Source organism: Bacillus paralicheniformis (assembly GCF_002993925.1).
GTDB lineage: Bacteria > Bacillota > Bacilli > Bacillales > Bacillaceae > Bacillus > Bacillus paralicheniformis.
Map to the genome: position 1 here is coordinate 1,654,589 of NZ_CP023665.1, position 18,970 is coordinate 1,673,558.

The window sequence follows — 18,970 nt, forward strand, 5'->3', positions numbered from 1 at the left end:
TGATCCGTTTTTTTATGTGCATTATCTGCCGACAGGCGTTGCGTTTTCGGGTTGTTTCAGCGGGTTTTCTTTGTCGATATGGTCGTAAAACATAATGCCGTTTAAATGATCGATTTCATGCTGGAATACGATTGCCGGAAATCCTTTTAAGCGGATGTCGACGTTTTCGCCATCAAGTGTCGTTCCTTTGACCCGGATCCGTTCATAGCGCGGAACATATCCGGGAATCGGTTCGTCGACGGACAGGCAGCCCTCGCCGCTTGTCAAATAGCATTTTTGAACAGAGTGGCTGACGATCTTCGGATTGAAAAGCGCATAGCTGTAAAGTGTCCCGTCTTCATTTTCGGCATGAACTGCGATCATTCGTTTATTGATATTAATTTGCGGAGCGGCTAGGCCGACACCAGGACGAAGGTTGTACTTTTGAGCGATTTCAGGGTCCTGGCTGTTTTTGACAAACTCGATCATGTCGCTCAGCTGTTTGATTTCTTCTTCGCTAGCTGGCAATTGAACTTCTTCGGCGACGGTTCTTAAAGCGGGGTGCCCGTCGCGGACAATGTTTTCCATTGTGATCAACATCTTCACTCCCAACGATTCATTATGTAAAGTATAGCGGATCTTGCTCTTTTCGCGCAATCTCTGTGCATGATAAAATGACCAGCCGAAGGAGGCTGGTCATGACGGATTCATCAGGGGCTAGCAGCCTAAATAAGCGGCCCCTACAATAATCAGCAAAATAAAGAGAACGACGATCAAAGCGAATGTGCGGCCGTAGCCGTATCCATAACCGCCGCCGTACCCGTATCCAGGGCAGCAATAACCGTACATATGAAGACCTCCTCCGTTATTTTACGCCAGCCTTTTCTTTTTGGTAGGCATGGCGTCTAATATAAATTATGTAAAAGTCCAACGGTTGTATAGTCGAATGCCCAACTTCAAGGAATTTTCCCTAAATGTTTTGGTCTAAAAGCGAAGGCGGCGGCATACCGATCTGATATCGGCTTGTCCATACGCTTTAGACTTCTGTTGTCAAACAAACGAATTCATTTTATAGTGGAATTTGTCGAGATTGGGGGAAGTTCGAAGTGAAATTTTCAAACATGCGGGTGCCAGCAGGCATCGTTGTTCTTTTCACGGCAGCATTTGTACTATCAGGCTGTCTCTGGAAAGATCCTGTCGAGTCTTTTCACGGCTCGCTGGAGAAGATCGTGGAATTGGAAGAGCCTTTTAAACAAGAGCAGGGTTCCCTTAAAAGTCTGGAAAAAGCCGAATCTAAGCTTTACGAGGAAATGATCAGGCTCAATATGGATGATTTTGACCGGATCGCTGCGCTCTCCGACAAAGCGCTCAAGAAAGCCGGAAACCGCGAGAAGCACTTGAATTCTGAGAAAGAAAGCATAGACGAAGCAAAGCAGGAGTTTGAAGCGAATAAAGCGTCGGCGGAAAAAATCGAAGATCAGAAGGTCAGGAAAAAAGCTGAGAACGCTGCTTCTTTTATGGAAAAGCGCTACAAAGCCTACGACTCGCTTTATGACGCCTATCAGAAAGCAATCGGCCTTGACAAAGAGCTGTACAAGCTGCTCAAAAACAAAGGTCTTAAACTGGATGACCTTGAGGCACAGCTGAAAAAAATCAATCAATCGTATGACAAAGTGCTGAAAGAAAGCAAACATTTCAATGAGTATACAAAGGATTACAACAAAGCCAGAAAAGATTTTTACAAGGCTGCGGGATTTGAGATGAAAGAGGGCTGAATATTCAGCCCTCTTTTTTCGACAAAATCTGTATTGCTATTGTAATACAGAATGCTGTCTATACTAGAACAGTTTGAAACAGTCTGAACAACGCTGAAACAGAAATTCAGTAAAGCGAATACATTTATTGAATTTCAGGAATGAAATCGATTGACGAGTATGATCGACTGGTGTAAACTTAGCCTTGGTGGAACTTGTTGTATTAGTTTGTCATAAACTATAAATGATACAGTTTTAGAACGCGTTGTGCTGTCCTTACATAAAAGTTTCGACAACCATCAAAGCGGCTAATAAGAAATAAATATGAGTTGCGCCCGTCAATTTAGGACACCCTAATTCTGTATGTATAAGGGATACACGTCTATGACTGTCAAAAGAAAGGAAGAGGTGACTTTATATGGCTGCAAAAACGAAAAAAGCAATCGTTGATAGCAAAAAGCAATTCGATGCCATTAAAAAGCAGTTCGAAACGTTTCAAATTTTGAATGAAGAAGGCGAAGTCGTTAATGAAGCGGCAATGCCCGATCTATCTGATGATCAATTAAAAGAATTAATGCGCCGCATGGTGTATACACGCATTTTGGATCAGCGTTCTATTTCTTTGAACAGACAAGGCCGCCTTGGCTTCTACGCGCCGACTGCCGGTCAGGAAGCGTCTCAAATTGCTACGCATTTCGCGCTTGAAAAAGAAGACTTTGTTCTTCCGGGCTACCGTGATGTTCCGCAGCTGATCTGGCACGGACTTCCGCTTTATCAAGCATTCTTGTTCTCTCGCGGACATTTCCGCGGCAACCAAATGCCGGATGATGTCAATGCGCTGTCACCGCAAATTATTATCGGTGCGCAATATATCCAGACGGCTGGCGTTGCACTCGGCTTGAAAAAACGCGGCAAACAGGCTGTGGCGATCACTTATACTGGAGACGGCGGTGCTTCCCAAGGTGACTTCTACGAAGGCATCAACTTTGCCGGTGCGTATAAAGCTCCAGCTATTTTCGTTGTTCAAAACAACCGCTATGCGATTTCTACACCTGTTGAGAAGCAATCAGCAGCTCAAACAATCGCACAAAAAGCTGCGGCTGCAGGTATCGTCGGCGTTCAAGTAGACGGCATGGATGCCCTTGCTGTATACGCTGCGACACGCGAAGCACGCGAGCGCGCTGTAAACGGCGAAGGCCCTACCCTGATCGAAACGCTTTGCTTCCGTTACGGTCCTCATACTATGGCCGGTGACGACCCGACGAAATACCGTACGAAAGAAATCGAGAATGAGTGGGAGCAGAAAGATCCGCTTGTCCGTTTCCGCAAATTCTTGGAAAACAAAGGCCTTTGGTCTGAAGAAGAAGAAAGCAAGGTAATTGAAGAAGCGAAAGAAGAAATCAAGCAGGCGATCAAAAAAGCTGACGAAGAGCCGAAGCAAAAAGTGACCGACCTGATCGACATCATGTATGAAGAGCTTCCTTACAACCTTGCAGAACAAAAGGAAATTTATAAAGAGAAGGAGTCGAAGTAAGCCATGGCGCAAATGACAATGATTCAAGCAATCACTGATGCGTTACGCACAGAACTGAAAAATGACGAAAATGTCTTAGTTTTCGGAGAAGACGTCGGTGTTAACGGCGGCGTGTTCCGTGCGACTGAAGGATTGCAAAAAGAGTTTGGTGAGGATCGCGTATTTGACACTCCTCTTGCTGAATCTGGTATCGGCGGCCTTGCACTCGGCTTAGGCTTACAAGGCTTCCGTCCTGTAATGGAAATTCAATTTTTCGGCTTTGTGTACGAAGTGATGGACTCAGTTTCCGGACAAATGGCACGGATGCGCTACCGTTCCGGCGGCCGCTGGACTTCACCAGTGACAATCCGCTCTCCGTTCGGCGGCGGTGTTCATACGCCTGAACTTCACGCGGACAGCTTGGAAGGACTCGTTGCACAGCAGCCTGGACTTAAAGTCGTCATTCCTTCAACTCCGTACGATGCTAAAGGACTTTTAATCTCCGCGATCCGCGATAACGATCCGGTTGTCTTCCTTGAGCATATGAAACTTTACCGTTCATTCCGTCAGGAAGTTCCTGAAGAGGAATACACAATTGAAATCGGCAAAGCCGATGTGAAACGCGAAGGAACAGACCTTTCCATCATCACATACGGAGCGATGGTTCACGAGTCATTAAAAGCTGCGGAAGAGCTTGAAAAAGAAGGCGTATCTGCTGAGGTTGTCGACCTTCGCACAGTCAGCCCGCTTGACATCGACACGATCATCGCATCTGTGGAAAAAACAGGCCGCGCGATCGTCGTTCAAGAGGCGCAAAAACAGGCTGGAGTGGCTGCAAACGTTGTTGCCGAAATCAACGACCGCGCGATTTTGAGCCTCGAAGCTCCGGTGCTTCGCGTCACTGCTCCTGATACGGTATTCGCATTCTCTCAAGCTGAAAGCGTATGGCTTCCAAACCATAAAGACGTGCTTGAAACTGCGAAAAAAGTATTGGAATTCTAATAAGATCTGAACAATAAGGGAAAAGCTGATACCAGCCTTTTTCCCTTCATGCATTTCCACAGTCAGTCGGAGAAACTGTAGCCGTCTACTGACAGTCAGCCTAAATAAGCAGGCTGACCATTATATCAACTACGTAATAATCTTAGGAGGTCGAAAACTGTGGCATTTGAATTTAAACTTCCGGATATCGGGGAAGGAATCCACGAAGGCGAAATCGTAAAATGGTTCGTCAAGCCAAACGACGAGGTAAACGAAGATGACGTTTTGGCAGAGGTCCAAAACGATAAAGCAGTTGTAGAAATTCCTTCACCTGTTAAAGGAAAAGTATTAGAATTAAAAGTTGAAGAGGGAACAGTCGCAACCGTTGGGCAGACAATCATCACATTTGATGCACCAGGTTACGAAGATCTTCAATTCAAAGGCGACGAATCAGGCGAAGCGAAAGCGGAAGAAGCTGACAAACAAGAAACTGATGCACCAGCAGAAGCAGCGGAAGCAAACGAGCAAGCGGATGCAGATCCGAATAAGCGCGTCATTGCAATGCCATCTGTACGCAAGTATGCCCGTGAAAAAGGCGTTGATATCGTGAATGTTTCAGGTTCGGGCAAAAACGGCCGCGTTCTGAAAGAAGATATCGACAGCTTCTTAAACGGAGGAACTGCCGGAAACGCTCAGGCTGCTCAAGCTGAAGAAAAAGCAGAGCCTGCTGCACAAAAACCTGCAGCGGCGGTTCAAGTGCCTGAAGGCGAATTCCCTGAAACACGCGAGAAAATGAGCGGAATCCGCAAAGCCATCGCAAAAGCTATGGTCAACTCAAAACATACCGCTCCACACGTTACACTAATGGACGAAGTCGATGTGACAAACCTTGTCGCTCACCGCAAGCAGTTTAAACAAGTTGCGGCTGATCAAGGAATTAAGCTGACTTACCTGCCTTACGTGGTAAAAGCTTTAACATCAGCTCTGAAAAAATATCCAGTCCTGAATACATCAATTGACGACAATACAGATGAAGTGATTCAGAAGCACTACTACAACATCGGTATTGCGGCAGACACTGACAAAGGCCTGCTTGTGCCGGTCGTTAAAAATGCGGACCGCAAAGCTGTTTTTGAGATTTCAAATGAAATCAACGAACTTGCGACAAAAGCACGCGACGGCAAACTTGCTCCTGCTGAAATGAAAGGCGCTTCTTGCACAATTACGAATATCGGCTCTGCCGGCGGTCAATGGTTCACACCGGTTATCAACCATCCGGAAGTTGCGATCCTTGGAATCGGCCGCATCGCTGAGAAAGCTGTCGTTCGTGACGGCGAAATCGTCGCTGCACCTGTTCTGGCTCTTTCTCTAAGCTTCGACCACCGTATGATCGACGGCGCAACTGCACAAAACGCATTAAATCACATCAAGCGTTTGCTGAACGATCCACAATTAATTTTAATGGAGGCGTAATGTAATGGTAGTAGGAGATTTCCCTATTGAAACAGATACTCTTGTCATTGGTGCGGGACCTGGCGGCTATGTAGCTGCCATCCGCGCTGCTCAGCTTGGACAAAAAGTAACAATCGTTGAAAAAGGCAATCTTGGAGGCGTATGTCTGAATGTCGGATGTATCCCTTCAAAAGCGCTGATCAATGCAGGCCACCGCTATGAGAATGCAAAGCATTCTGAAGAGATGGGGATCACTGCTGAAAACGTAAAAGTTGACTTTACAAAAGTTCAAGAATGGAAAGCCTCTGTCGTTAATAAGCTTACCGGCGGTGTGGAAGGCCTTCTGAAAGGCAACAAAGTCGACATCGTAAAAGGCGAAGCGTACTTTGTAGACAGCAATTCTGTACGCGTGATGGATGAGAATTCAGCTCAGACATACACGTTCAAAAATGCGATCATTGCAACGGGTTCTCGCCCTATCGAATTGCCAAACTTCAAATATAGCGACCGCGTACTGAATTCAACAGGCGCGCTTGCACTGAAAGAAATTCCTAAGAAGCTCGTTGTCATCGGCGGCGGCTACATCGGAACTGAGCTCGGTACTGCATATGCAAACTTCGGCACTGAAGTTGTCATTCTTGAAGGCGGAGAAGAAATCCTTCCAGGCTTTGAGAAGCAAATGAGCTCTCTTGTTAAACGCAACCTGAAGAAAAAAGGCAACGTTGAAATCCATACAAAAGCTATGGCTAAAGGCGTAGAAGAAAAAGCTGACGGCGTAACCGTTACGTTCGAAGTGAAAGGCGAAGAGCAAACGATCGATGCGGACTACGTACTTGTCACTGTCGGCCGCGTTGCAAACACGGACGAGCTTGGACTTGAACAAGTAGGCGTTGAAATGACGGACCGCGGCATCATCAAAACGGACAAACAATGCCGTACAAACATTCCGAACATCTATGCGATCGGTGACATCATCGAAGGTCCTCCGCTTGCACATAAAGCTTCTTATGAAGGTAAAATCGCTGCTGAAGCGATTGCCGGAGAAGCAGCGGAAATCGACTATCTCGGAATTCCTGCGGTCGTCTTCTCTGAGCCTGAACTTGCATCTGTAGGTTACACTGAAGCACAGGCTAAAGAAGAAGGTCTTGCAGTGACTGCAGCCAAATTCCCGTTTGCTGCAAACGGACGTGCGCTGTCATTAAACGAAACTGACGGTTTCCTTAAACTTGTAACACGCAAAGAAGACGGTTTAGTCATCGGTGCACAAATTGCCGGAGCAAGTGCTTCTGACATGATTTCTGAGCTGAGCTTGGCAATCGAAGCAGGCATGACTGCTGAAGATATCGCCATGACAATCCATGCTCACCCTACATTGGGAGAAATTACAATGGAAGCTGCAGAAGTTGCCATTGGCATGCCGATTCACGTTGTAAAATAATTAAATGAAAAACCCCCAGCAGGGGGTTTTTTTTATGTATTTTAATCGCTCAAGATAGAAAATCCCCTTGCACATACACAGGGGATTTTTAATGCTTCAATTCTTTTTGAAGAAGCTTTACAATTTTATCTTTATCTTTTATTTTTCCTTCAATTTTAACCAGTACTTTTTTATCATGAACAAGCAGCAAGCTTGGAAAGATTTTAACCTCTTTTTTCCACTGGCCTTTTTCATGTGAAATTTCCATATTTGAAACCTGTTCGGGAAATTCTTTTTTTAAATCCAAAAGCGCATCATAGTAAGCCACTTCCTGCCCCATATGCTCGTCATCGGAAAAAAAGATGAGCTTGAGGTGGCGTTGGTTGGCGCTTTGCTGCTGCTCATGGTCAGGCATGATGTGAGATAAAGAACATCCACTCGTCAAAAAAAGGAAACAAATTGCGGCGGTGAATATCGCTCGAAACCACATGACGTCTCCTCACCTCTCTATATAATGCAAGCCGATTTTCCTGTTCGATTAGTAAACAATTCCTATTTTATCATGATAATTGAAATAATCTTTCGTTGTTACCCATTTGTTACACAATTGATAACTGCTGTTTTATTTATGAGACGTTGCAGATTGAACGGATTTGATGGGTACATAGTCGGAATCAGCAGGGAAGCGTTCTGCATAAGCTTTAAGCAGGAATACATATATAACATGAATGGCCTTTTTTTTGAAAAAGAGCAAAAATGATTTAAATGTGTTATACAATTAACCATTGACAATATTAATGTGACATAATATTATAAAGGTAACAAATTTAAACGCTTCCATTTTGAAAAGAAAAGGGGAATGAAAGATGGGCACGATCGTTTGTCAAGACTGCAATGAAACCATTCAGCATTTTGAAGATGAGAAAGTGACGATTCTTTACGGAACGTGCGGACAGTGCAACTGCCATCTTAGAGAGGAAGAATAGAAAAAAGCATGCGGCCATTTACAGTGCCGCATGCTTTTCTGTTTTTTACAGGATTGCTTGCTGTTCTTTAATGACGCGGATCATATGGAGGGTGTCATCTTCCGGTCCCTGAACAGGCAGCCCTGCTTCGAGGTTCTTTTCGATGTAGTTGATATTATCCTCGGTAATGATCTCGCCTGGAATGAAGATCGGTATCCCTGGCGGATAAACCATCACAAATTCGGCAATGATTCTGCCAGCGGCTTTTTTAAACGGAATGATTTCCGTATTTGCATAAAAAGCGTCACGCGGTGTCATTGCAAGCGCTGGAATGTTTGGCAGAAGCACTTCAGGCTTGCGTCTGTTTTCCGCAGCAGAGGCGGCCTGCTGAGCGATGTCGGCTAAGCCTTTGATCAGCGCATCCGCATCCTCTTTCCGGTCTCCCGGTGTAAAAATGCACAGGATGTTGTATAAGTCAGAAAGCTCCACTTCGATTTGACATGACTCGCGCAGCCATTTTTCCACATCATGCCCGGTCAGCCCGAGGTCTTTCACAGATATGATCAATTTGGTCGGATCATAGTTAAAAGCCGCTTTGGAGCCGAGGATTTCCCTCCCGACGCATGAAATACCGTTGATTTCATTGATGCGATCCCTTGTTTCATCAGCGAGCTTAATCGTTTGTTCGATCAGTTCGTGTCCCTCTGTGGCTAAGCGTTTTCTTGCGACATCAAGTGAAGCGAGCAATAAATAGGAGGTCGATGTCGTCGTCAGCATGCTTAAAATCGATTGAACTCTTTCTTTTGAAACAAGACCTTCTTTCATATTGAGAATCGAGCTCTGTGTAAGGGATCCTCCGAGCTTATGAACGCTCGTCGCCGCCATATCCGCTCCGGCTTGCATGGCAGAAAGAGGCAGATCTTCGTGGAAATGGATGTGAACGCCGTGTGCTTCGTCAACAAGCACAGGGATATGAAATGAATGAGCCAGCTCCACGATGCTTCTTAAGTCTGCAGCTATGCCGAAATAAGTCGGGTTGATGACTAGAAGCCCCTTTGCGTCAGGATGCTCAAGCAGCGCTTTTTTCGCTGATTCAGGGGTGATTCCGTGTGAAATTCCCAACTCATCGTCAATTTCCGGATGGATGAAGATCGGTACTGCTCCTGAGAAGACGATCGCTGACATGACCGATTTATGAACATTTCTTGGCACGATGATTTTGTCTCCGGGTCCGCATACGGCCATGACCATCGTCATGATGGCGCCGCTCGTTCCCTGAACGGAAAAAAACGTGTAGTCGGCTCCGAATGCTTCAGCCGCCAGATCCTGCGCCTGTTTGATAATTCCTTTCGGTGCGTGCAGATCGTCGAGAGGCTCGATATTGATTAAATCTATGCTTAATGCGTTTTCTCCGATAAACGCCCTGAATTCAGGGTCCATCCCGGAGCCTTTTTTGTGCCCGGGTATATGGAACTGGATCGGGTTTTTGCCGGCGTGTTTTTTTAATCCGGTATATAGGGGTGTTTCGTGCTGCAACAATTGTTTTCCCACCTTCATGATAAACCTGCTATTTCCTTAAAGACTATTCTTTATCAAAAATCGTTGAGTTATTTTGCGTTTTTGCTTGATGGCATAAAACAAATGAATTATATTATGTTCTTGAAAGAATGTAAAGAACATTTTATCATCTTTAAGGCTTCTCTGTCCCTTTGGATAGTCGCAAAAAAGAAAACCAATACTAAAGCCAAACAAGCCGTCAGGCCGAACTGCACAAGGAGATGAACCAAATGGAAGAAGGATACCAATATCCGATGAATGAAGACTGGAGCACAGAGGAAGCGATAGACGTCATATCGTTTTTTCAGACGGTTGAGCTCGCTTATGAAAAAGGCGTTGAGCGCGATGTACTAATGAGTGCTTACCGCCGCTTTAAAGAAATCGTTCCGGGAAAAGCGGAGGAAAAAAAGCTCTGCAGCCAGTTTGAAGAAGCGAGCGATTACTCTCCGTATCAGGCAGTCAAAAAAGCAAAGGAACAAACGGAAAATACGAAAATTAAAATGTAATGAGAAAATCCAAAACAAAAAGGGATGGGCACAACAGGCCATCCCTTTTTGTTTAAACCGATACTTTCTGCGTCAGGCGGTAAAGGAAGGCGAGCTTTTCAAAAGCCGCTTCGATTTCGGATAGAAACGCCTCTTCGCTCATTTGCAGGACTTCGTCTTTTGCAAGCTGAATACCGCAAAGCGCTTCTGCTTTCTTCACGTTGACGAGCCGTTCAAACAGGTTCTCCAGCTCTTTTTCGTCCATCTCAGACTGTCTTATGACGCCCGGTTTCGTATGATCGGCCGACCAGACAAAACGGCTTGGAATGTTGCTTTCAATGTCCGGCAGATGCTTTTTAAACAGCTGGCCGTATTCCTGCTTGAGAGGAGACTCATAGATCAATGCAAACCATACGAACACGTGGGTTTCCCATAAACCAATTTGGAAATGAGGCAGCTTTTTATAGCCGCGCTTATTGTTTGCAAAAGCAACCCAGCTGTCGTCCGGCGGATTGACAGAGCGGCGCGCGTGTTTTGCGACGTGGACAAACATTTCATCTCCTGTCAATGCGGACAGTACAGGCGCAAAATGATCGCCGAGCCCTTCAAGTTTCGGGCGCACGGTTTCTTTCAGAGCGCTCATCCGCGCATCTAAACCTTCTATTGTAAATGTACGAAAATCCTCTTCAGTAAAACGCAGACTGCTCATTGTGTTCCTCCTTGTCCAATCAGTAAAGATATTGTATCACAGTCGGCTTTTCAAACAAAAAATTACGTTTCGATTCGCGGATTTTGGGGAATCGTTAGGTAAACACACAATTTTTAGAATAACGTTGCGAATGTTTGAGCACTTCATACGATATGAATAAGAAATTAATATAAATCACGCTTAGGACTAAAACCAGAAGGATTCTCTTTGACATCAATTTTCTCTGGAGGGGGCGTAGGGCACATGAAACCAATTGTGAAACAAGGATTGAAAGAGGAAAAAGACAATCGGGCCGCTGTTTGGAGGCTTGAGGTCGATTATGAACTTGCAACGCTTTTTGAAGCCATGGAAAAAAAGGATGAAACCCAAATCGAGTTGAGCAAGCGCAAACTGGAACGACTCAGAAAAGAATGGATTAGATTATATGGTTGAAACCATAATAAAAACGAACCGTTTGAGAGGTTCGTTTTTATCTGGGCCGCCTGATCATTTGTCATTTTTCTTGATTTTTCCCGGCTAATATCAGTATGCTATGAATAAATCAACAGGTATACATAGAAAAGAGGTAGTGTGATGACAAACTGGAAGGAAATCGACCGCCTGGCGAAAAGCTGGGTGAAAGAAGCTGGTCAGAGAATTCAGCAGTCAATGAAAGAAAAGATGACAATCGAAACGAAATCGAATCCAAATGACCTTGTCACAAACATTGACAAGGAAACAGAGCGTTTTTTCATTGAAAAAATCCAATCGGTTTTTCCGGATCATCATATTCTTGGCGAAGAAGGCCAGGGGGACAAGCTTACATCTTTGGACGGCATCGTTTGGATCATCGATCCGATCGATGGCACGATGAACTTTATTCATCAAAAACGCAATTTTGCGATTTCAATCGGCATTTTTGAAAACGGAAAAGGCAAAATCGGTTTGATTTATGATGTGACTCACGACGAGCTTTATCATGCTTTTCAAGGCGAAGGTGCGTACATGAATGATACAAAGCTCGGCAAGATGAAAGAAGTGCCGCTTGAAGAATCGATTCTGGCCATCAATGCGACATGGATCACCGAGAACAGACGGATCGATCCAAGCGTATTATCTCCGCTTGTCAAGCGCGTCAGAGGGACCCGGTCATACGGTTCAGCGGCTTTGGAACTCGCTTATGTTGCAGCCGGCAGAATGGATGTGTATGTGACGATGAGACTCGCTCCTTGGGATTACGCCGCCGGCTGCATCCTGCTTGATGAAGTCGGCGGAACATATACGACAATTGACGGGAAGCCGCTCAATTTTCTTGAAAACCACAGCATCGTAGCCGGCAATCCGGCAGCTCACCGGGCGATTTTCAACGAATATTTGCCGCATGAATAGCAGGTCTTTCTCTTCTTCCGATTTCGCCTTTTTTGAGGAGCTGGCCGAAGCAAGCCCCGGGTGGGCGAAGGAAGAGCTTGACGGAAACAGCCTGGAACGCTATATGAGTGCTTATGCGATGTATAACGGTGAATGGCTCGTGTGGGAAGACAGGGGCCTGCCGGCGGCTCTGAGCTTTCATCTCGAATGGGCGCCTTCTAACGGCAAGCCTTGGCTCGGAACGCTTCTTGTCCATCCCGATTTCCGCCAAAAAGGCCGGGCAAAAGAAGTGATTGAAACGATCGGCAAACGTTTGAAAGAAAAGGGACATAAAGCGTTGTTTGCGGCGGTGCCATATGAAAAGGACGCGTGGCTGAACATGCTCGCCCGTTCGGGATTTGAACAGCTGAAAACGGAAAAAGATAAAGAGGGAAAACGATATTTGATTATGGTGTTGCCCCTTGCTTGATGCTTCAATGAGACTTGTTTGACAACAGGTCTCATTTTTTTATGATTTTTTGAAACATAATGCTACTTCGTTTGTCTATGATGATGAGGCCTTAATTTGATGTAAAGGAATTGTGGTGGAAATTGATTGAACTATTTAGTGATTATGTGCTCCATTTTGAACGTTATTTTATTTTAAGCAGGCAGAGCATGCTTGTCATTCAGTGGTGTTTGACAGGCCTTGCCCTTCTGTATGTCGTGTCATTTCATCCGAAAGTGAGCAGGCGACGCCTCTTTTTTTACGCAGGCATCGCGCTCAGGCTGATTTTGGTAGGCGCCCTTTCGTTTGAATTGGCTCACCAAATGAAAGCCGCTGAGTTTTCAAACCTGTACATAGAAGAACAAGATGCGCTCCTGCCTTTTATGCAGTTTTTGCTGTTCGGCTATATTTTGCTTGTCTCATTTCATTATATGATGACACTCGCAGAAAAAGGGGGCAAGGGGCTGTTTTTTGCATTTGACATTGCGGTGATGACGATGCCGTTTTTCCAATCGCTGTTCGGCTCTGCTGTCTATTTAAAGGAAAACGGGGCTGATCTCGAACAATTGCTGCTTGTATTGGTGCTGCTCATCGGGGTTCCGGGGCTGATGATCTGCTTGTTTTTTCAGCTTTATTGGAAAAGAAACCGTTACGTTCTCCTTTCGATTTTTTACATTGTGACGATCGGCGGTTTCTTCATCAAAAAGCTCGGCTACGAATTTTTTCCGCTGAACGTATTTCTGACCATGCTCGGTTTTCTTATGACATATCACTTGCTGAATGGCTCGAGAAAGCCTTTTTTGATGGTGAAGCGTGTTTTAGCCGCGGGCACCGCCGTATTTTTCACACTACTTCTTAACCCTTTTTACAATTTGGCAGATGCCGCTTTTACAATCTCACACCCTGAGGTTTCAGACGTGGTTGATGCCAATTTTCAACCTGTTTCGGTTAAAGAAGCGAAGCAGACTGTCAGCTCGTTTTTTCCGACGGACAGCTTGATCTATTTGTCAGCCACCAACCAGGATTTTCACAACGTTTATCATTTTAAAACGAAGGATTACGAGGCGTACGTTGACGGCTGGACGGGGGTGATCACCAATTATTACAATCAAAAAGAGCCTAGCGGGAATATCCTGTCCGATCAGGCGTATATCAAGCGGTCGAAGCAATTTCTGCGGGAACACGGCCGCGAACTTGACAAACAAATCAAGGCAAAAGTAAGCCGTGATGACGACGAAGTTTCTGTCGAATTTTACCGAGAGGGACAGGACCCTGAGTTAGGAACAATGAGATTTACATGGCGGAAGGAGACTCTGATGACATTCCATGAGAACGTGTCTGTTTACAACTTAGAAAAAGTGAAACAAGCCCGCTTTTCTGGTCAGGATATCGAGAGGGATGTTGAAACGGTCTACCAAAAATTGGATATGCCAGTTCAACCTTATCAGCTAGCAGACTTCAATTTATCATTATTATTCAACCTCAACTCGGCATCCATCAACGTGAAGACAAGCGACGGAACGGAGATGGCGTTCCATCCTGTAACAGGTGCATTAACGGCTATTACGTTCAAATCTGAAAGCGCCTTGCCTTATCGCGGACAAGAGCTCGAAAAACGCTTGCTTTCATTATTTGATCAAGACCTTTCTCAGCTGAAAAGGGTGGAGTTAGAAAAGGATCTGATAGAATTTCAGAAAAAAGAAAGCGATGCTGTATTAAATACGAGCTGGACCATGACGAAACATGAAGAGGGAGCTTATCTGACGGTGAGAAAGGACATTCGCAAAGCGGATGAAAAGCCCCCCTACACATATGCAGACGGGGAAAAGGCTTTTCGGAAAGTGTCTGAACACTATCAAAAAGGGTTGGTTTATTATAAACGGACGAAGCTTGTGATTGTTTCAGACGGGGATCAAAAGAGCCGGTATGCGTGGCTTGTCATCATCCAGCCGTTCGGCTCAAACGAACATGATGCATACTTGGTTGATGCCGTAACAAATGAGGTGAAACAATTTGATGACAAGTGAAGAAAAAAAAGCGGTGTTTCTTGATTTGTATGAGCTCTATCAAGAAGGTGAACTTGAAGAGGAAACCGTGATCTGGATGAAAGAGCATGAGCAGCTTTTTCAAGGCCAGGCTGAAGAGGCAGCAGTCGAGAATAGAACGCTTCCCGGCATACAAAAGGCAGATGATCGTCAGCAGCTCCGTCATATCATGGTTTTTGTTTACTCGTTGTATGGTGCTTTCCTGCTCCTTTCGATTTGGATGACGGTGTGGTTTTTTTTCTAAATGGCTTCCAATAAAAAACAGACGATTGAAGAACTGTACAGGGAATATTATCATGACATTATGTACTATTTGTACAGGCGAACCCATCAGCTTGAGACGGCGAAAGACCTGGCACAGGATACGTTTCTGAAAGCTTTTGCGGGCCTGGAGTCTTTCAGAGGCCATTCCTCGATCAAAACATGGCTGTATACGATCGCGCATCATACGTTTATCAACTGGTACAGAAAAGATAAAAAAATCCGGTTTTCCGATGTGACGGCCTGCGGCGACATGGAACAGCACACGTTTGAAATGCCTGAGCGCCATTTGGCAAACGCCATAAGGCAGGAGGAGCTGAAACATCACATTGACCGGCTGAAAGAACATTACCAGACCGTACTTATTTTAAGAGAGTTTCAGGAGCTTTCCTATGAGGAAATAGCGGAAGTGCTCGATTGGAAACTGTCAAAGGTAAAAACCAATCTTCACCGGGCCCGCCTTGAGCTGAAAAAAAGCTTGGAAGGCAGGGAGGTTTAACAATATGAAATGTCATCTTGTGAGAGATTTACTGCCTCTATACATAGAAGGCGATTGCAGCCGCAAAACGGAACATTTGGTTATGGCGCACATCAAAACGTGTGCAGATTGCCGGGAAATGTATGACATGATGAGGGAACCTGTCAATTTTCATGATGACGACAGATTGCCAACAGAAGCAGGAGAAGCGGAAGAACAAAAATTCAGGAAAGCATACTATCAAAGGCTGATTCTCAAAGGGGCAGCGCTTTTTGGCGGAGGCTACTTGCTGATGCTTTTGATTTATTTATTCTTTTTATAAGAACTGGCGGGCAACCTGCCGCCAGTTTTTTTGGAATTTAATAATCAAAAGCCCCTTCAGCCGGAAGGGGCTCTTTTTTATTCAAGCAGGCCTTTTTCGCGCATTCTTTTTTTGAGAGTAAAACCGCTCCCCATAATGACGATCAGAATTGCGACGGCAATTGCGACGCCGGCAGCGCTTTTTTCGGCGACTGCAACGCCGATCATCATGATGCTGATCACTGCAGCAAGTGCGAATAATAAGAATATCCATTTGATTTGTTTCACTGTTTTCCCATCCCCTTAGTATGAAGTCTACTCTTAGTTTACAGAAAATCGCGCTGAATAGAAAGGGTCAACCGAAGCTGGATATTTGAAAGAAATTGAAATAACTTCGTTCGTCAGTTATAATATGAAAGATTATCTAAATTTTTTAGGAGATGAAAATGTGAAACTTCGAGAAGATCTTCGCAATATCGCTATTATCGCCCACGTTGACCATGGAAAAACGACGCTTGTGGATCAGCTCCTCCATCAGGCTGGCACATTCCGTGCAAATGAAAACGTGGCGGAGCGCGCCATGGATTCCAATGACTTGGAAAGAGAGCGCGGCATTACGATTTTAGCGAAAAATACAGCGATTAACTATAAAGATACACGCATTAATATTTTGGATACTCCGGGACACGCAGATTTCGGCGGGGAAGTTGAGCGGATCATGAAAATGGTCGACGGCGTTCTGCTTGTTGTTGACGCTTATGAAGGCTGCATGCCGCAAACCCGCTTTGTGCTGAAAAAAGCACTTGAGCAAAACTTGACGCCAATCGTTGTTGTCAATAAGATCGACCGCGATTTTGCCCGGCCTGAAGAGGTCGTTGACGAAGTGCTCGATTTGTTTATCGAGCTTGATGCCAATGAAGAACAGCTTGAATTCCCGGTTGTTTACGCTTCTGCGATCAACGGCACCGCTTCAGCTGATCCGAAGCAGCAAGATGAAAATATGGAAGCTTTATTCGAAGCGATTGTCAACCATATTCCTTGTCCTGTCGATAACCATGAGGAGCCTTTGCAGTTCCAGGTCGCTCTGCTTGACTACAATGATTATGTCGGCCGTATCGGAATCGGACGCGTGTTCAGAGGAACGATGAAGGTCGGACAGCAAGTTGCTTTAATGAAGCTTGACGGTTCTATCAAGCCGTTCCGCGTAACGAAAATCTTCGGTTTCCAGGGCTTGAAAAGAGTCGAAATTGAAGAAGCGAAAGCCGGCGACCTTGTCGCGGTATCAGGAATGGAAGACATCAATGTCGGAGAGACCGTCTGCCCGATTGAGCATCAAGAGGCGCTTCCGGTTCTGCGCATTGACGAGCCGACGCTTCAAATGACGTTCGCGGTTAACAACAGTCCTTTTGCCGGTCGCGAAGGAAAATATGTCACGGCCAGGAAGATTGAAGAGCGCCTTGAACAGCAGCTTCAGACAGATGTCAGCCTTCGAGTCGATCCGACGCCATCTCCTGACGCCTGGGTCGTATCCGGTCGCGGTGAGCTGCATTTGTCGATTTTAATCGAAAACATGCGCCGTGAAGGCTTTGAACTGCAAGTATCGAAGCCGGAAGTCATCATTAAAGAAATCGACGGCGTTCGCTGTGAGCCTGTTGAACGTGTGCAAATCGATGTGCCTGAAGAGCATACCGGATCTGTAATGGAATCAATGGGCGCGCGCAAAGGTGAAATGATCGACATGATCAATAACGGAAACGGGCAGGTCCGCCTGATTTTCAACGTTCCTTCACGCGGATTAATCGGCTACTCAACCGAATTCCTTTCCCTTACACGCGGTTTCGGGATTTTAAACCATACGTTTGACAGCTATCAGCCTGTTGAGCCTGGGCAAGTCGGCGGACGCCGCCAAGGTGTGCTTGTTTCAATGGATACCGGGAAAGCTTCAGCTTACGGCATTCAAGGCGTTGAAGAACGCGGCGTGATTTTTGTCGAGCCGGGCACAGAAGTATATGAAGGCATGATCGTCGGCGAGCACAACCGTGAAAACGACCTTGTCGTCAACATCAATAAAATGAAGCAGCAGACAAACGTGCGCTCAGCGACGAAAGATCAGACGGTCAGCATGAAAAAACCGCGTATCATGTCGCTTGAAGAATCGCTTGAATACTTGAACGAGGATGAGTACTGCGAAGTCACGCCTGAATCCATCAGATTGAGAAAGAAAATTCTCGACAAAAACGAACGCGAAAAAGCAGCGAAAAAGAAAAAGCTGGCAGGATTGTCGTAACATTTGCAGAACCTAAAAAAAGAGCAACCCAACTAAGCAAAGGGGAGGGGAATCTTTTTGACTGATGTAAGTGAACGGCTGTCGTTTTTTGCCGCTCTTTATAAAGTGGACCAGAATCCTGAGGCGGGAATGTGGTGGCTTTATGCCACCATCTTCGTCCTGTCTGCGGTCGTCTTTAAACTGGGGTTCGCCAAACGGCTGCCGCTGTTGAAAACGGCGATCATTTACTTTTTTCTGGCGCTAGGCTGTACGTTTTTAACTTTTTTCGGCGTTTTTCTGCCGGTTGGAGAAGGGCTGATCGTAGCCGTTTTAATCCTTTCGATTTACAAAATCCGTCTGCACCGTTCGAAAAAAGAGCAGACGGGGGCGAATACGTAGAAAAGACATAGCCAAAGAAGGCTATGTCTTTTTTGTATCCGCCAGAAAATCCGCTGTTAATAAGTCCCGAAACAAAGCCCTGGCAAAAAGAATCTCATCTGCTGAATACCGGCTTAAAAATCGTTTAAACCTTTGTTCGATTTTTTCGTGCTCACGCTGGTGAAGGTGATGAATACTTCTCCCTTTATGGCTTAAGCGGAAGTAGATTTCTTTTTTATTGTCGCTGAGCTGTGTCTTGCTGACGAGGCCTTTTTCGGTCAGCTTTGCGGTGATCCTTGAGACCGTCGCTTTTGAAAATCCCATTTTCTCGGAAATCGAGGTGACGTTGATCGGTTCGTGGTCGCCAATGCAGCTGATCGTATGGATGTCAGACATGTTGAGTTTCAGTTCAGCTCCGAATTCGCGTTCCATCTTTTTCATTTCAGCGGAGATGCGCTCTTTCATGACGGTTTCTTGCTGCTCTTGCTGATGAATGAGCCTGATGTACAGATCGAATATTTCTTGTTTTGCGTGTGTTAAATGCTCCATGCAGAAAATCGGCTCCTTTAATCGATGTTTCTGCTTTGATTATATCA

The 18,970-nt window shown here is 45.4% G+C and carries 23 protein-coding genes; 16 read left to right on the forward strand and 7 right to left on the reverse strand.

Going from position 1 to position 18,970, the window contains the following annotated elements; all coding sequences use genetic code 11:
- Positions 1-21: 21 nt before the first annotated feature.
- On the reverse strand, positions 22-576 hold the full coding sequence (gene def, locus CP943_RS08485) for a peptide deformylase (protein WP_023857276.1): 555 nt from the start codon (positions 574-576) through the stop codon (positions 22-24).
- 120 nt (positions 577-696) lie between these two features.
- Complete coding sequence (locus tag CP943_RS08490) at positions 697-828, reverse strand: YjcZ family sporulation protein (protein WP_003181399.1); 132 nt, start codon at positions 826-828, stop codon at positions 697-699.
- Positions 829-1,085: 257 nt separating this feature from the next.
- Between CP943_RS08490 and CP943_RS08495 the strand changes: the two genes are divergently transcribed.
- From CP943_RS08495 to lpdA, 5 genes are all read left to right on the forward strand, one after another.
- A complete protein-coding gene (locus tag CP943_RS08495) occupies positions 1,086-1,754 on the forward strand; it encodes a YkyA family protein (RefSeq protein WP_023857275.1) in 669 nt (222 codons plus the stop codon).
- Positions 1,755-2,151: 397 nt separating this feature from the next.
- A complete protein-coding gene (pdhA, locus tag CP943_RS08500; RefSeq protein ID WP_020451244.1) occupies positions 2,152-3,267 on the forward strand; it encodes a pyruvate dehydrogenase (acetyl-transferring) E1 component subunit alpha in 1,116 nt (371 codons plus the stop codon).
- A 3-nt stretch (positions 3,268-3,270) separates the two neighbouring features.
- On the forward strand, positions 3,271-4,248 hold the full coding sequence (gene pdhB, locus CP943_RS08505) for a pyruvate dehydrogenase complex E1 component subunit beta (RefSeq protein ID WP_020451245.1): 978 nt from the start codon (positions 3,271-3,273) through the stop codon (positions 4,246-4,248).
- A 159-nt stretch (positions 4,249-4,407) separates the two neighbouring features.
- The gene (locus CP943_RS08510; RefSeq protein ID WP_026579774.1) at positions 4,408-5,700 is read left to right on the forward strand and encodes a dihydrolipoamide acetyltransferase family protein; all 1,293 of its coding nucleotides are present in this window, start codon (positions 4,408-4,410) and stop codon (positions 5,698-5,700) included.
- A 4-nt stretch (positions 5,701-5,704) separates the two neighbouring features.
- Positions 5,705-7,117 carry a dihydrolipoyl dehydrogenase gene (gene lpdA, locus CP943_RS08515; RefSeq protein WP_020451247.1) on the forward strand — a complete coding sequence of 471 codons (1,413 nt, stop codon included), beginning with the start codon at positions 5,705-5,707 and terminating at the stop codon, positions 7,115-7,117.
- An 88-nt stretch (positions 7,118-7,205) separates the two neighbouring features.
- Here lpdA and CP943_RS22660 read toward each other — a convergent pair whose 3' ends face one another.
- Positions 7,206-7,424: a hypothetical protein gene (locus CP943_RS22660; protein WP_223254789.1), complete on the reverse strand. Its 219-nt coding sequence runs from the start codon at positions 7,422-7,424 to the stop codon at positions 7,206-7,208.
- A 538-nt stretch (positions 7,425-7,962) separates the two neighbouring features.
- Here CP943_RS22660 and CP943_RS08525 point away from each other — a divergent pair.
- Positions 7,963-8,082: a GapA-binding peptide SR1P gene (locus tag CP943_RS08525; protein ID WP_020451249.1), complete on the forward strand. Its 120-nt coding sequence runs from the start codon at positions 7,963-7,965 to the stop codon at positions 8,080-8,082.
- A 45-nt stretch (positions 8,083-8,127) separates the two neighbouring features.
- On the opposite strand, the gene CP943_RS08530 is transcribed toward CP943_RS08525, so the two are convergent.
- Positions 8,128-9,600: an aminotransferase class I/II-fold pyridoxal phosphate-dependent enzyme gene (locus CP943_RS08530; RefSeq protein ID WP_095290397.1), complete on the reverse strand. Its 1,473-nt coding sequence runs from the start codon at positions 9,598-9,600 to the stop codon at positions 8,128-8,130.
- Positions 9,601-9,848: 248 nt separating this feature from the next.
- On the opposite strand from CP943_RS08530, the gene CP943_RS08540 reads away from it, so the two are divergent.
- Positions 9,849-10,124, forward strand: coding sequence for a UPF0223 family protein (locus CP943_RS08540; RefSeq protein ID WP_020451251.1), 276 nt, complete (start codon positions 9,849-9,851; stop codon positions 10,122-10,124).
- A 52-nt stretch (positions 10,125-10,176) separates the two neighbouring features.
- Here CP943_RS08540 and CP943_RS08545 read toward each other — a convergent pair whose 3' ends face one another.
- Positions 10,177-10,812 carry a YktB family protein gene (locus CP943_RS08545; RefSeq protein WP_105980918.1) on the reverse strand — a complete coding sequence of 212 codons (636 nt, stop codon included), beginning with the start codon at positions 10,810-10,812 and terminating at the stop codon, positions 10,177-10,179.
- Between the two features lie 243 nt (positions 10,813-11,055).
- Between CP943_RS08545 and CP943_RS08550 the strand changes: the two genes are divergently transcribed.
- From CP943_RS08550 to CP943_RS08580, 7 genes are all read left to right on the forward strand, one after another.
- Complete coding sequence (locus CP943_RS08550) at positions 11,056-11,244, forward strand: hypothetical protein (protein WP_020451253.1); 189 nt, start codon at positions 11,056-11,058, stop codon at positions 11,242-11,244.
- A gap of 141 nt (positions 11,245-11,385) precedes the next feature.
- Positions 11,386-12,180 (forward strand): inositol monophosphatase family protein, encoded by a 795-nt coding sequence (locus CP943_RS08555; RefSeq protein WP_020451254.1) that lies wholly within the window; start codon positions 11,386-11,388, stop codon positions 12,178-12,180.
- On the forward strand, positions 12,173-12,628 hold the full coding sequence (locus CP943_RS08560) for a GNAT family N-acetyltransferase (RefSeq protein ID WP_020451255.1): 456 nt from the start codon (positions 12,173-12,175) through the stop codon (positions 12,626-12,628). Before CP943_RS08555 ends, CP943_RS08560 begins: the two co-directional genes overlap by 8 nt.
- Before the next feature lie 122 nt (positions 12,629-12,750).
- Positions 12,751-14,673: a hypothetical protein gene (locus tag CP943_RS08565; RefSeq protein ID WP_105980919.1), complete on the forward strand. Its 1,923-nt coding sequence runs from the start codon at positions 12,751-12,753 to the stop codon at positions 14,671-14,673.
- Complete coding sequence (locus tag CP943_RS08570; protein ID WP_020451257.1) at positions 14,663-14,935, forward strand: hypothetical protein; 273 nt, start codon at positions 14,663-14,665, stop codon at positions 14,933-14,935. Before CP943_RS08565 ends, CP943_RS08570 begins: the two co-directional genes overlap by 11 nt.
- The gene (locus CP943_RS08575; RefSeq protein ID WP_020451258.1) at positions 14,936-15,451 is read left to right on the forward strand and encodes a sigma-70 family RNA polymerase sigma factor; all 516 of its coding nucleotides are present in this window, start codon (positions 14,936-14,938) and stop codon (positions 15,449-15,451) included.
- A gap of 4 nt (positions 15,452-15,455) precedes the next feature.
- Positions 15,456-15,752, forward strand: a complete 297-nt coding sequence (locus CP943_RS08580) for an anti-sigma factor family protein (RefSeq protein ID WP_020451259.1) — start codon at positions 15,456-15,458, stop codon at positions 15,750-15,752.
- 77 nt (positions 15,753-15,829) lie between these two features.
- On the opposite strand, the gene CP943_RS08585 is transcribed toward CP943_RS08580, so the two are convergent.
- Entirely contained in the window at positions 15,830-16,018 is a 189-nt protein-coding gene (locus CP943_RS08585; protein WP_020451261.1) for a YlaF family protein, read from the reverse strand.
- Between the two features lie 160 nt (positions 16,019-16,178).
- Here CP943_RS08585 and typA point away from each other — a divergent pair, with 160 nt between their 5' ends.
- Together typA and CP943_RS08595 are read left to right on the forward strand one after the other, a co-directional pair.
- Positions 16,179-18,017: a translational GTPase TypA gene (typA, locus tag CP943_RS08590; RefSeq protein ID WP_020451262.1), complete on the forward strand. Its 1,839-nt coding sequence runs from the start codon at positions 16,179-16,181 to the stop codon at positions 18,015-18,017.
- 57 nt (positions 18,018-18,074) lie between these two features.
- Positions 18,075-18,395: a YlaH-like family protein gene (locus tag CP943_RS08595; protein ID WP_003181448.1), complete on the forward strand. Its 321-nt coding sequence runs from the start codon at positions 18,075-18,077 to the stop codon at positions 18,393-18,395.
- A gap of 21 nt (positions 18,396-18,416) precedes the next feature.
- On the opposite strand, the gene CP943_RS08600 is transcribed toward CP943_RS08595, so the two are convergent.
- A complete protein-coding gene (locus CP943_RS08600) occupies positions 18,417-18,923 on the reverse strand; it encodes a MarR family transcriptional regulator (protein WP_023857268.1) in 507 nt (168 codons plus the stop codon).
- Positions 18,924-18,970: the final 47 nt, after the last annotated feature.

Coding starts and splice junctions, on each gene's coding strand:
- CP943_RS08490 (WP_003181399.1), bottom strand. CDS start 828: ATGTACGGTTATTGCTGCCCTGGATACGGGTACGGCGGCGGTTATGGA.
- pdhA (WP_020451244.1), top strand. CDS start 2,152: ATGGCTGCAAAAACGAAAAAAGCAATCGTTGATAGCAAAAAGCAATTC.
- pdhB (WP_020451245.1), top strand. CDS start 3,271: ATGGCGCAAATGACAATGATTCAAGCAATCACTGATGCGTTACGCACA.
- lpdA (WP_020451247.1), top strand. CDS start 5,705: ATGGTAGTAGGAGATTTCCCTATTGAAACAGATACTCTTGTCATTGGT.
- CP943_RS08525 (WP_020451249.1), top strand. CDS start 7,963: ATGGGCACGATCGTTTGTCAAGACTGCAATGAAACCATTCAGCATTTT.
- CP943_RS08540 (WP_020451251.1), top strand. CDS start 9,849: ATGGAAGAAGGATACCAATATCCGATGAATGAAGACTGGAGCACAGAG.
- CP943_RS08545 (WP_105980918.1), bottom strand. CDS start 10,812: ATGAGCAGTCTGCGTTTTACTGAAGAGGATTTTCGTACATTTACAATA.
- CP943_RS08550 (WP_020451253.1), top strand. CDS start 11,056: ATGAAACCAATTGTGAAACAAGGATTGAAAGAGGAAAAAGACAATCGG.
- CP943_RS08555 (WP_020451254.1), top strand. CDS start 11,386: ATGACAAACTGGAAGGAAATCGACCGCCTGGCGAAAAGCTGGGTGAAA.
- CP943_RS08560 (WP_020451255.1), top strand. CDS start 12,173: ATGAATAGCAGGTCTTTCTCTTCTTCCGATTTCGCCTTTTTTGAGGAG.
- CP943_RS08570 (WP_020451257.1), top strand. CDS start 14,663: ATGACAAGTGAAGAAAAAAAAGCGGTGTTTCTTGATTTGTATGAGCTC.
- CP943_RS08575 (WP_020451258.1), top strand. CDS start 14,936: ATGGCTTCCAATAAAAAACAGACGATTGAAGAACTGTACAGGGAATAT.
- CP943_RS08580 (WP_020451259.1), top strand. CDS start 15,456: ATGAAATGTCATCTTGTGAGAGATTTACTGCCTCTATACATAGAAGGC.
- CP943_RS08600 (WP_023857268.1), bottom strand. CDS start 18,923: ATGGAGCATTTAACACACGCAAAACAAGAAATATTCGATCTGTACATC.